Raw genomic sequence first — 12,398 nt, forward strand, 5'->3', positions numbered from 1 at the left:
TGTGGTCGACGTCTCGGGTGCCCGACGCCGCCTCGCCCTCGCGCACGTCGCGTCGCGAGTCGAGGCGGGCCCACCCGTGCCACCGTCGACGAGCGTGACCGTGCACTTCCATCCCGATCGGCTCGTGGCCGGCCGACCGTTGCTCGAGGTGCTGATCGAGGAGAATCTCTATCGATCGCAGTTCGTCACGGGTACGAGCAACGGCGGGTTCGATCCTGCGCCCGGCGGGCGTCGCCGCGCATGGGAGTCCCGCATGTTCGGTGGGGCCTACGACGACGGCCCGGCATCGGAGCGCCCGATTTACGGCTCACTGAATCACCGCCTGGAGCCCGCGGGCGGATCGGTGCGCTTCGGCTCCTCCCACCTGGTGCTTCGCAGAGACGTGCTCTCCCGGACGACCTTCTGCTACCCCGATTCGGTCCACGAGCCGACAGCCTTCGGCACCGGTGAGCGCATGCCGCTCGTCGAGACGGCACTCGGCCACCACGACGTCGACGTGCTCGACGACTACATCGAGGCCCATGTCCACGGACCGCTACGACTCGACACCGACGTCGAGGCACTGGTTCTCGACCCGTCGTTCCGCGGGACCGCGGTGGACGCGATCGCACGCCGGGCGCCCGTTCCGGTGCGGTGGCACCACGGTTTCGAGCTGGCGTCGAGTCGGTTCGACCGCTGCGCCGACTATCGCGGACCACACATCGCCGACCTCGCACACGCCGTCGCGAGAGACGGGCGGCTCACCGCGCGGATCGTCGGTCAGGCCGCGAACACCGGTGAGCACGACGATCAGCACGTCACACAGCTGTGGCACTGTGTCGCGCGCTTCGGACACGACTGGTCCGATCGTCCCGGGGCCGCAACCTCACCTACCGAGGGACGAATCGGACGGGGATAAACTGAGCTCACCATGCTCACACCCATCACGGTCGCCCTCTACGTGCTGCCACTCGTCGCCGCGGTCTGGGCACTGGTGAAGCTGATCCGCAATCAGGCGCTGCTCCTCGCGAACCGCGGTGACCGCGTGTTCTTCCGCTTCCTCGTCGGCATCGAGTTGCTCGTTCTCGCGCAGGCCGTGGTCGGTTTCGTCGCCCTGGCCACCACCGACCGCGACGTGCACACCGTCACCTTCGGCGCGTACCTCATCGGTCTGGCGCTGCTGCTGCCCGTCGGCGTGTGGTGGTCTCTCGGGGACCGCAGTCGAGGCGGCACCGCCGTCCTGATCGTCGTCACCCTCACCCTTGCGGTGATGGTGCTCCGCCTGAACCAGATCTGGGCCGGCCATGCCTGACACCACACGCACGGACCTGCAGACGGCCACCCGGTCGGGCATCGGGCGCGTCCTCATCGCCCTCTACGCACTGTTCTCCGTCGCCGCCGCGTCCCGCTCGGCAGTGCAGATCGGAACCCGGTTCGACGACGCGCCGGTCGCGTACCTGCTGTCCGCGTTCGCCGCCCTCGTCTACATCGTCGGCACCGTGTGTCTCGCACGAGCCTCCGTCGTGTCGCGCCGCATCGCGACCATCTCGTGCGTCGTCGAGATAGTCGGTGTGCTCGCCGTCTCGATCGCCAGTTATGCCGTGCCGCAGGAGTTCCCGGAGCCCACGGTGTGGTCGCACTTCGGATCGGGCTACCTGTTCATCCCGGTGATCCTGCCGATCGCGGCGCTCTGGTGGCTGCGGCGGACCGACACCGGTAGGTCTCGGACCTCGCCCGGGGCGTGACTACCCCAACTTCGCCAGGTTGGTCACACTCGTGCGCACGTCCGACTCCAACACCTTCGCGACCACCCCGCCGATCGGTCCGGACAGCAATCCGCCGCGGAAGTTCGCGTCGAGGGTGAACTCCGATCCGGCGCCCTTCGGCGCGACGGACATCTTCAGATCGATCTTGATGCCGCCCTTGCCTTTGCCGAGCAGCGCGATCTCGTAGGGCTTGTCGTACTCGGTGATCGTCCAGGTGATCACGTTGCGGAAACCCTTGACCTTGATCAGCGAATCGATGGTGACGCCTTCCTTCAACGTGTCCGGCACGGGACTGCGCCATCCACCGAAGATGGTCATCCACTCCTGGAAGCTGGACAGATCGGACGCCCTGGCCCACGCCTCGTCCGGTGTCATCGTCGAATCCACCGTCACGTTCACTCCGGCCACGCGGCCCTCGCTTCCTGCCTCGTCGGTCCCGCGCGCGGGTCCTGCCACCGGGCGTGGCACCGCCCTCGAACATACCCAGCCCGCGGAGCACGCAATCTATCCTGATGCCATGGCATCGCTGGAGGTCGCGGGGCGACAGATCGCGCTGACCAATGTCGACAAGGTGCTCTGGCCGGAGACGGGCACCACCAAGGGCGAGGTGATCGACTACTACGTCGACATCGCGCCCGCGATGCTCCCCCATCTCCTCGGACGCCCCGTCACACGGAAGCGATGGCCGAACGGGGTCCAGGCAGGCTCGTTCTTCGAGAAGAATCTCGCCGCGTCGGCACCTGACTGGCTCGATCGTCGACGACTGCACCACTCGGACCGCGTCGTGGTCTACCCCGTCTTCCACACCGCCGCCGATCTCGCGTGGCTGGGACAGCAGGCGGCGCTGGAAGCCCATGTGCCGCAGTGGACATTCGACGGCGACGAGCAGGGCAAGGCCACCCGCATCGTCTTCGATCTGGATCCGGGCGAGGGTGTCGACCTCGACACCTGCGCGACCGTCGCGTGCGAGGTGCGCGCGATGATCACCGACATCGGGCTCACCGCCTACCCCCTCACCAGTGGTAGCAAGGGCATTCACCTGTACGTCCCGCTGGAGAAGCCGGTGTCGTCGTCCGGCGCCTCGACCGTCGCGAAACGCGTTGCGACGCTTCTCGAGGAGAGGATGCCCGATCTGGTCACCGCATCGATGTCGAAGGCTCTACGACCCGGGAAGATCTTCCTGGACTGGAGTCAGAACAACGGCAAGAAGACCACCATCGCGCCGTACTCGCTGCGCGGACGCGACCGCCCGACCGTCGCGGCTCCGCGGACGTGGGACGAGCTCTCCGGTGGCGGTCTCGCCCAACTGAGCTTCGAGGAGGTGCTCGCTCGCTTCCACCGGGACGGCGATCTGCTCGCGGGACTCGATCCGGAGCCGGAGGCGTCGATGAGCACCGACAGCCTGGGCCCGTACCGCGGCAAGCGGACTGCCTCCCGCACACCGGAACCCGTCCCGACGACACCGACGACTCGGGAATCCGCGGACCCGATCTTCGTCATCCAGGAACACCACGCACGCCGACTCCACTACGACTTCCGACTCGAGCGCGACGGCGTGCTGGTCTCGTGGGCGGTCCCGAAGAATCTACCGACGGACGAGAAGAAGAACCATCTCGCCGTGCACACCGAGGACCATCCGATGGACTACGCGTCCTTCGAGGGGACGATCCCGCAGGGCGAGTACGGCGGCGGCGAGGTGAGCGTCTGGGATCACGGCACCTTCACCACCGAGAAATGGCGGGACGACGAGGTCATCGTCGAACTCGAGGGTGAGCGCGTCGCGGGCCGGTACGCACTGATCCGGACCGACAGGGACCAGTGGCTCGTGCATCGGATGAAGCCGCGCCCCCAGCCGACACGCACCGAGTTGCCCCAGCACCTGCGGCCGATGCTGGCGTCCGCCGGAACGCTGTCCGGACTCGAAGCCGACGAATGGTCCTTCGAGGGGAAATGGGACGGCGTCCGCATCGTCGCGACCCTCGACCACGGGGACGTCGTGCTCGAGAGTCGGACCGGACAGGACCTCACGCGTCGCTACGCGGGGATCACGGCGCTCGCCGCGGATCTGTCCGACCATGCGGTCGTGCTCGACGGTGAGGCCGTGGTCTACCGCGCGGACGGAGTCACCAGCTTTCAGGCACTGCAGGACGCGCATCCCGACGACGTGCAGTTCATCTGCTTCGACATCCTCCACCTCGACGGGACGGATCTGACGGGCAAGAAGTTCACCGACCGGCGGAAGATTCTCGAGCTGCTGCTGACCGGCCTCGAGACGGTGACCGTCTCGCCGCTCCTGCCCGGCACAGCGGCGGGAGCGCTGTCCGAGACCGAACGCCGCGGCTGGGAGGGCATCGTCGCCAAGCGGCGGGACTCGACCTACGAGGTGGGCCGACGCAGCACCTCGTGGATCAAGGTGAAGAACTGGCGGACGCAGGAAGTGGTCATCGGCGGATGGCGCGCCGGCAAGGGTTCCCGCACCGGGAGCATCGGGTCGCTCCTGCTCGGCATCCCGTCCGAGAACGGACTGCACTACGTCGGGCGGGTCGGCACCGGGTTCACCGAGCGACAGCGCGCGGACCTGCTGACACTGCTGCGCCCGAGCGTCGTCGACGAGTCGCCCTTCGACGAACCTCTCCCCACCGCCGACCGCCGCGATGCGACATGGGTGGCCCCCACCGTCGTCGGCGAGGTGCGGTACTTCGAGTGGACCGACGGCGGCTCGTTGCGCCATCCGAGCTGGCGCGGCCTGCGTGAGGACAAGACCGTCACGGACGTCCGCCGCGAGGACTGAGAGTTCCCACCCGCGCGGGCAAACTTTGGACCTTACACAAGACCCGCCGAATATGGTTGCCGCCGTCGTGTCGCCTGCTTACGGTTCGATCACGGGGCCGGGGCGCCGTTACTCGGGCGACATCGTGCGCTCGGGCAGTGTTCAGTGCGGCTGTCGTTCGATGACCGCACAGTCGGTTCGTAGGAGTGTTCCATGAGATCCATTCGTCGCCTCGTGCTCGGCGCGGTCACCGCAGCCGTCGTCGCAGCCGCCCTTCCGGGGACTGCAGCCGCTGACGCCCAGTACCCGATCCCCAGTGCCGACCCGTTCTACTCGGCGCCCGGCGACATCTCCGGTCTCGCACCGGGCACAGTCCTCGCCAGCCGTCCGATGCCGAACCCGCCCAACTTCGTCGGCGTGTCGACCTGGCAATTGGCGTTCCGGAGCACGGGCAGCGAGGGCAATCCCATCGTCGGCGTCACCACCGTGTTCGTCCCCCTGGTCAAGGCGCCCGACGGCCCGCTGCTCTCCTACCAGCAGATCGTCAACGCGCTGGGCCTGAAGTGCGCGCCCTCGCAGGCGCTGTGGTCGACCGACCCGAACGTCGTGATCCGTGACGCCGCTGCGTTGAACGCGGTGTTCACCCGCGGCTGGTCGGTCTCGATGCCGGACCATCTCGGACCGAACAGTGCCTACGGTGCCGCCAAGTTGGGCGGCCAGATCACCCTGGACGGCATCCGCGCCGCCAAGAACTTCGAGCCGCTGCAGTTGCGCAACAGCCCCGTCGGCATGGGCGGCTACTCCGGTGGTGGCATGGCCACGGCCTGGGCGGCCGCGCTGGCGCCGTCGTACGCACCCGAACTCGACATCGTGGGCAGCGCCCAGGGTGGCGTTCCGATGAACCTGTTGAAGATGGCCTACATGCTCGGTGAGAACACGCCGCACCCCGTGTTCGGGCTGGCACTGGCCGCGGCGATCGGACTGGGTCGCGAGTACCCCGACCGGATGCCCGTGTCCCAGAACCTGACTCCGCAGGGCACGTCGATGATGAACCAGATCGCCGACTCCTGCACCAACGACATCCTGTCCGTGGGCGCCAACCACAGCGCCGCGGAGATCACCGCGAACAGGTCCGTGTTCGCAGATCCGCAGGGTCGTGCGGTCGTGGAGGAGAACAGCGTCGAGCTCTACCCCGGAGTGCCCCGTGCGCCCATCTTCGAGTGGCACAGCCCGACCGACACGCTCATTCCCGTGGAGGCCATCGACAGCGCCACCGCTCGGTACTGCCGCGCCGGCACTCCGGTGCAGACACTGCTCACCCCGACCCCCGACCACCTCAGTGCCGCGCTGCTCGGCCTGCCGGCCGCACTGCAGTGGCTGAACGATCGCTTCGCGGGCCTTCCCGCGCCCAGCACCTGCTGATCGCGGAGGGTCAGGCGCGGACCGGTTCGTCGAACTGCGTGCGGTAGAGCTCGGCGTAACGACCCGAGCGCGCCAGCAGTTCGGTGTGCGTACCGCGCTCGACGACGCGGCCGTTCTCGATCACCAGAATCAGATCGGCCGCCCGGATGGTGGAGAGCCGGTGCGCGATGACGATGGACGTGCGTCCCTCCAGCGCTTCGGCGAGTGCCTCCTGCACCGCGGCCTCGGAGGTGGAGTCCAGTGACGCAGTGGCCTCGTCCAACACGACGACGGTGGGACGCGCCAGCAGCAGCCGGGCGATGGTGACGCGCTGACGCTCACCACCGGAGAAGCGATAGCCGCGCTCGCCGACCACGGTGTCCAGTCCGTCCGGCAGCGACAGCACCAACTCCTCGAGACGCGCACGCCGCAGCGCGGACCAGATCTCCTCCTCCGTCGCATCCGGATGCGCCAGGGTGAGATTCGAACGCAACGTCTCGTGGAACAGGTGGCCGTCCTGCGTCACCATGCCGACTGTGCGCCGGATCGATTCGGCCGTCAGATCCCGCACGTCGACGTCGCCGATACGCACGGCACCGGAATTCACGTCGTACAGCCGCGAGACGAGCTGCGCGATGGTCGACTTTCCTGCACCGGACGAGCCGACCAGGGCCACCATGTGTCCGGGCTCGGCGCGGAAGGACACCCCGTGGAGCACCTCCTCACCGCCGCGAGCATCCAGGACCGACACGTCCTCCAGAGACGCCAGTGACACCTTGTCGGCCGACGGATACGCGAAGCGGACGTCGTCGAACTCGACGGTGACCGGCCCCTCCGGAACCGCCCGGGCATCGGGCTTGTCGGTGATGAGCGGATCGAGATCGAGGATCTCGAAGACCCGCTCGAAGCTCACCACGGCGCTCATGATGTCGACGCGGGCGCTCGCCAGCGCGGTGAGGGGTGCGTACAACCTGGTCAGAAGCAGTGCGAGAGTCACGACGGATCCGGCGTCGAGCAGCCCCCGCAGCGCATAGAAGCCACCGAGCCCGTAGACGAGCGCGAGAGCCAGCGCGGACACGAGAGTCAGCGCCGTCACGAAGACGGTCTGGACCATGGCCGACCGCACGCCGATGTCGCGGACGCGGCCCGCCCGCAGCGCGAACTCGGCCGACTCGTGGTCCGGGCGTCCGAACAGCTTGATCAGTGTCGCGCCGGGAGCGGAGAAGCGCTCCGTCATCTGCGTCGACATGGCCGCGTTGTGCGCGGCGGCCTCACGCTGCAGACGAGCGAGGCGCGTGCCCATCCTGCGGGCCGGGAGCACGAAGATCGGCAACAGCAACAGTGCCAGCAGGGTGATCTGCCAGGAGATTCCGAGCATGACGACGAGGGTGAGCAGCAACGTCACGAGGTTGCTGACGACACCCGACAGCGTGCCGCTGAAGGCGCGCTGCGCCCCGATGACGTCGTTGTTCAACCGCGAGACCAGGGCACCGGTGCGCGTGCGTGTGAAGAAGGCGATGGGCATCTTCTGCACGTGGTCGAACACACGAGTACGCAGGTCGAGGATGAGGTTCTCGCCGATCCGCGCCGAGAGCCACCGGTTCACCAGCCCCGTACCGGCATCGAGCAACGCCACGACCGCGATGATGACGGCCAGCACGAGGACCGTCCCGTACGCGCGGCTCTGCACGATGGCGTCGACGACACGGCCGGCCAGCACGGGCGTCGCGACGGCCAGGACCGCCGCGACGACGCTGAGGACGAGGAACCCGACGAGCAGGGAGCGCAGGGGCCGTGCGAACACCATGATGCGGCGCACGGTGACCCGGGAGAACGGTCGGTGATCGTCGCCGTTGGTGTGCATCGATCGATACATCTGGTTCCACGCGGTCATTTCCATACTCATGTGGAACCTCCTGTTACTTGTCACGATCTCTGCACACCCAAGACACGAACCGAGTTCCGGCCCGTTCCACCCTTACGTCGAGCAACCTCTGCGCTGCCCCGCTCATTCCGTGGTCAGGCCGCGGCGACCTGCTCCCGTGCAGGTTCGAGAGCCCGGGCGACGATATCGGCGACGTCCGACATGGGCCGGACATCGACGGCGGCCCGCACCTCGGCCGGCACGTCGTCGAGATCTGGCTCGTTCCGCGCGGGAACGAACACGGTGGTGAGTCCGGCGCGTTGAGCGGCGAGCAACTTCTGCTTCACCCCGCCGATCGGGAGTACCCGACCGTTCAGGGAGACCTCGCCCGTCATACCGACGTCGGACCGCACGGGACGCCCCGTCGCCATCGACACCAGCGCGGTGACCATCGTGACGCCCGCGGACGGGCCGTCCTTGGGTACGGCACCGGCCGGCACGTGGATGTGGATCGCCTTGTCCAGCGCCGTGGGGTCCACCCCGAGTTCCGCCGCGTGCGACCGCACATAGGAGAGCGCGATCTGCGCCGACTCCTTCATGACGTCGCCGAGCTGACCGGTGAGGGTGAGGCCGGCGGTGTCACCCGTCGAGCTCGCCTCGATGAACAGGACGTCGCCGCCCAGACCGGTCACGGCCAGGCCCGTCGCGACACCGGGGACCTCGGTGCGTTCGTGCGCCTCGGGGGTGAAGCGGGGCCGTCCGAGGTAGGTGACCAGATCGGGCTCGTCCACCGTGATGGGCCGCTCGTCCTGCGCCAGTTCGGTCGCCACCTTGCGCAACGCCTTCGCCAGCAGTCGCTCGAACTGACGGACGCCGGGCTCACGGGTGTAGTCGGCGGCGATCCTGCGGAGCGCAGCGTCGGTGACGGTCACCTCGGCGTCGGTCAGTGCAGCGCGGTCGACCTGCCGCGGAAGCAGATGGTTTCGCGCGATGACGACCTTGTCGTCCTCGGTGTAGCCGTCGATGGTCACCAGTTCCATGCGGTCCAGCAGCGCGGTCGGAATCTGGTCGATCACGTTGGCGGTCGCCAGGAACACCACGTCCGACAGGTCCAGATCGAGGTCCAGGTAGTGGTCCCGGAACGTGTGGTTCTGAGCCGGATCGAGCACCTCGAGCAGTGCCGCCGCGGGATCACCGCGGAAGTCCGACCCGATCTTGTCGATCTCGTCCAGCAGGACGACGGGATTCATCGAGCCTGCCTCGGCGATCGCACGCACGATCCGGCCCGGCAGGGCGCCGACGTACGTACGCCGGTGCCCGCGGATCTCGGCCTCGTCGCGCACGCCACCGAGGGCGACGCGAACGAATTTGCGGCCCAACGCCTTCGCCACCGACTCGCCCAGCGAGGTCTTGCCCACGCCGGGAGGGCCGGCCAGCACCATGACGGCACCGGATCCGCGTCCGCCCACCACCGTCATACCGCGAGAGGCGCGCCTCGACCGGACGGCCAGGTACTCGGTGATGCGATCCTTCACGTCGTCGAGTCCGTGGTGGTCGGCGTCGAGAACGGCGCGCGCCGCCACGATGTCCGTGCTGTCGTCGGTCGTCACCGCCCATGGCAGTTCCAGGACGGTGTCCAACCACGTTCGGATCCAACCACTTTCGGGACTCTGGTCGCTCGAGCGCTCCAGTCGGCCCACCTCGCGCAGCGCTGCCTCACGAACCGAGTCGGGCAGATCTGCGGACTCGACGCGTCCGCGGTAGTCGTCGGCACCGTCGGGCTCGCCCTCGCCCAGCTCCTTGCGGATGGCAGCGAGTTGCTGGCGCAGCAGGAACTCCTTCTGCGTCTTCTCCATACCGTCGCGGACATCGCCCGCGATCTTGTCGGTGACCTCCACCTCGGCGAGGTGGTCGGTGATCCAGCCGGTGAGAACGGTGAGACGGGTCGCCACGTCGGGTGTCTCGAGCAGCTGACGCTTCTGGACGTCAGTGAGCCACGAGGCGTATCCGGCGGTGTCCGCGAGCGCGGACGGATCCGTCATCCGGTTCACGGTGTCGATCACCTGCCAGGCGTCGCGACGCTGCAGCATCGCGAGGACCAGCTTCTTGTACTCGGCCGCCTGAGCGCGCACCTCCTCGGTGGGCTCGGGTTCCGACACGAGCTCGGCCTCCACCCACAGGGCTGCGCCGGGGCCGCTCACGCCGGACCCGATGTGCGCACGCTTCTCGGCCTTGAGCACCGCCGCAGGCTCACCCGTGGCGAGTCGGCCCATCTGCACGATGGTGGCCACGACACCGTAGGCCGGGTAGCGGTCGTCCAGGCGAGGCGCGATGAGCACCCTGCCGTCGGCACTGCTCCGCGCGGCATCCACCGTGGCGCGCGCGGCGTCGTCCAGCTCCACCGGCACGACCATGCCGGGCAGTACGACGGGGTCGGTCAGGAACAGAACGGGCAAGCGAGTCGATTCGCTCATGGGGTCCTCCAAAGTTCAGCGTGATCAGCTCAACTTGGCGGTGGGCCCCGGTGTTCCCGCAGATGAGGGCGTTCGCTGGAGGCGGACACGGCGGGACTGCGGAAGATTCCCGCAGGCGTTCCATGCTCCCGCAGCGCCTGCAACCACTACGGCGAGTCGATACACCCGCGGGAAACGATCAGGATGCGGCGCTCACTCGCTGAGCGTCACGTCCACGCCGGTGACGGTCTTCAGGAACGGGCAGATCGACCGAGCCTGCTCCAGCACGTCGCCAGGGTTGTCGACACCCGGCAGCGTCACGCCGAGGCGGTAGGCCGCGTCATAACCCGCGCCGTCCGCGGAGGACAGCGTCACCTGTCCCTCCACCGATGCACCGTCGAGCGATCCGCCCGCGGTACCGACGGCGATGCGCAGCGACTCGAGCAGGCACGAACTCAGTGCAGCGGCCATCAACTGTTCGGGGTTGGTCGCCCCACCGGGACCGCCGAGGTCGGCGGGCTCGTGGACATCGAGGGAGAGCACGTCGTCGCTCGAGGAGATCGATCCGTCGGTCGCGGTGACAGTGGCGGTGTACAGGTCTTGGCTCATGTCTGCCGGGTGTCCGCGAACCGCTGTCCGCAAACCACCGAGGTCAGGAGCGCTCGGCGAGGAAGCCGAGCACCTCGTCCTCGAACTTCCGTGGCTCGTCGAGAAACAGTGCGTGACTGCTGTTCTCGAACACGACGGTGCGCGCGCCGGGAATCGTGTCGCCCACGTACTGTGCCGCTTCCCACGGAAACGCCTTGTCGTGCTTGCCCACCATGACCAGCGACGGCAGCTCGAGTACCGGCAGCAGATCACGCCAGTCGTGGTGGGTGTGGTCCGCCATCACCGCGTTGCGCGCCTGCGAGGACATCTTGGCCATCTCCGCGAGGAGGACCTCGACGCGCTCGGCGGGGAGGTCGGTGGCGGTGATCTCGTCGAGTTGTTCCCGGTCGAAGTTCTCGCGGTCGTACGTCACGCGGCCCTGCACGGCAGCCAACGACGCGTCGTCGAAGATGCTGGTGTGCGCCAGGGTCCACTCGGGTGTCCGGTACTGCCGCGGGGTCTGGGCGACGTAGATCGCCTGCGCCAGCAGGTCGGTGCCGAACAGCTCCTGGTAGCTCCAGATCACCGGACAACCCAGTGACCACCCCAGGACGGTGACGTCCGTCAGCTCCAGCCCCACGAGCAGATCGCGGACGTCCTTGGCCAACCTCGACACCCGGTAGCCGTGGCCCGGATCCTCCGAATCGGCGTGAGCGCGCAGATCGACGGTGATCACGCGGGCGTGCTCGGCGAGCCGATCGACACTGCCGTCGAAGAAGCGGCCGCTGAATCCCCACCCGTGCAGCATCACGAGCGGCCGCCCCGTTCCCTGGTCGGTGTAGTGCAGGACTGTGCCGTCGCTGACGGACCACGTACTCATCCTGCTGAGATACCCCATCGGACACCTGCGGTAACGGTGCGATCACGCACACGCGCCGAGGGTGCCGTCCGGCGCTACAGTGCGAGGCATCAGCCGAGTCGCCCGTCAGGAGAGACCAGTGAGCGGTCCCACGCCCGAGTACGGCCAGCAGCCCGAGTACGGCGGGCAACCGCCGTACGGCCAGCAGCCTCAGTACGGGCAACAGCCTCAGTACGGCCAGCAGCCCGGTCCGGGTGGTGGGCAGTACCCACCACCCGGCGGCTACGACGGTGGTTACGGCCAGCCCCCGGTAAGCCCGAAGAACGGCGTGGGAATAGCGGCGCTGATCCTCGGCATCCTGTCGATCCTGGCCTTCTGGACCTTCGGATTCGGCATCTTCCTGGGCATCATCGCCGTGGTGCTCGGGGTGCTCGGCCGCGGCCGAGTCAAGCGCCGCGAGGCCACGAACGGCGGCGTCGCCACGACCGGCCTGGTGCTGGGTGTGCTCGGCATCATCGGTGGCGCGGTGTTCATCGCCCTGAGTGTCTGGGTGTTCAACGAGATCGGTGGACGCGACCTCGCGACCTGCCTCAGCGAGGCCGGGGGCAACGCGGACCGGGTGCAGCAGTGCCAGGAGGAGTTCACGAACAACATCGAGAACCAGTTCTCGGTGACCCTGACGCCTGCTCCGACGCCGTGACGGGTGCGGAAGGGTTGA

The 12,398-nt window shown here is 68.0% G+C and carries 11 protein-coding genes; 6 read left to right on the forward strand and 5 right to left on the reverse strand.

The window, feature by feature from the left end:
- The first annotated feature begins 1 nt into the window (after position 1).
- The 3 genes from JOE30_RS02940 to JOE30_RS02950 are packed head-to-tail and all read left to right on the forward strand — an operon-like array spanning position 2 to position 1,724.
- Positions 2 to 898 (forward strand): DUF3626 domain-containing protein, encoded by an 897-nt coding sequence (locus JOE30_RS02940; protein WP_307806043.1) that lies wholly within the window; start codon positions 2 to 4, stop codon positions 896 to 898.
- Positions 899 to 910: 12 nt separating this feature from the next.
- Entirely contained in the window at positions 911 to 1,291 is a 381-nt protein-coding gene (locus JOE30_RS02945) for a hypothetical protein (RefSeq protein WP_204869322.1), read from the forward strand.
- Entirely contained in the window at positions 1,284 to 1,724 is a 441-nt protein-coding gene (locus JOE30_RS02950) for a hypothetical protein (RefSeq protein ID WP_204869323.1), read from the forward strand. The genes JOE30_RS02945 and JOE30_RS02950 overlap by 8 nt, the downstream gene beginning before the upstream one ends.
- Here JOE30_RS02950 and JOE30_RS02955 read toward each other — a convergent pair whose 3' ends face one another.
- On the reverse strand, positions 1,725 to 2,153 hold the full coding sequence (locus tag JOE30_RS02955) for an SRPBCC family protein (RefSeq protein WP_056442173.1): 429 nt from the start codon (positions 2,151 to 2,153) through the stop codon (positions 1,725 to 1,727).
- A gap of 109 nt (positions 2,154 to 2,262) precedes the next feature.
- On the opposite strand from JOE30_RS02955, the gene JOE30_RS02960 reads away from it, so the two are divergent.
- Together JOE30_RS02960 and JOE30_RS02965 are read left to right on the forward strand one after the other, a co-directional pair.
- Positions 2,263 to 4,536 (forward strand): ATP-dependent DNA ligase, encoded by a 2,274-nt coding sequence (locus JOE30_RS02960; RefSeq protein WP_204869324.1) that lies wholly within the window; start codon positions 2,263 to 2,265, stop codon positions 4,534 to 4,536.
- A gap of 192 nt (positions 4,537 to 4,728) precedes the next feature.
- On the forward strand, positions 4,729 to 5,937 hold the full coding sequence (locus tag JOE30_RS02965) for a lipase family protein (RefSeq protein ID WP_204869325.1): 1,209 nt from the start codon (positions 4,729 to 4,731) through the stop codon (positions 5,935 to 5,937).
- Positions 5,938 to 5,947: 10 nt separating this feature from the next.
- On the opposite strand, the gene JOE30_RS02970 is transcribed toward JOE30_RS02965, so the two are convergent.
- The 4 genes from JOE30_RS02970 to JOE30_RS02985 all read right to left on the reverse strand — a co-directional run bounded on the left by JOE30_RS02970 (position 5,948) and on the right by JOE30_RS02985 (position 11,701).
- A complete protein-coding gene (locus JOE30_RS02970) occupies positions 5,948 to 7,822 on the reverse strand; it encodes an ABC transporter ATP-binding protein (RefSeq protein WP_204869326.1) in 1,875 nt (624 codons plus the stop codon).
- A 113-nt stretch (positions 7,823 to 7,935) separates the two neighbouring features.
- A complete protein-coding gene (gene lon / locus JOE30_RS02975; protein ID WP_204869327.1) occupies positions 7,936 to 10,254 on the reverse strand; it encodes an endopeptidase La in 2,319 nt (772 codons plus the stop codon).
- Between the two features lie 192 nt (positions 10,255 to 10,446).
- A complete protein-coding gene (locus tag JOE30_RS02980; protein WP_204869328.1) occupies positions 10,447 to 10,842 on the reverse strand; it encodes an OsmC family protein in 396 nt (131 codons plus the stop codon).
- A 43-nt stretch (positions 10,843 to 10,885) separates the two neighbouring features.
- A complete protein-coding gene (locus tag JOE30_RS02985) occupies positions 10,886 to 11,701 on the reverse strand; it encodes an alpha/beta fold hydrolase (RefSeq protein ID WP_204869329.1) in 816 nt (271 codons plus the stop codon).
- Positions 11,702 to 11,819: 118 nt separating this feature from the next.
- Between JOE30_RS02985 and JOE30_RS21605 the strand changes: the two genes are divergently transcribed.
- Positions 11,820 to 12,380 carry a DUF4190 domain-containing protein gene (locus JOE30_RS21605; RefSeq protein WP_204869330.1) on the forward strand — a complete coding sequence of 187 codons (561 nt, stop codon included), beginning with the start codon at positions 11,820 to 11,822 and terminating at the stop codon, positions 12,378 to 12,380.
- Positions 12,381 to 12,398 lie beyond the last annotated feature (18 nt).

The organism is Rhodococcus sp. PvP016 (genome assembly GCF_017832185.1).
GTDB lineage: Bacteria > Actinomycetota > Actinomycetes > Mycobacteriales > Mycobacteriaceae > Rhodococcoides.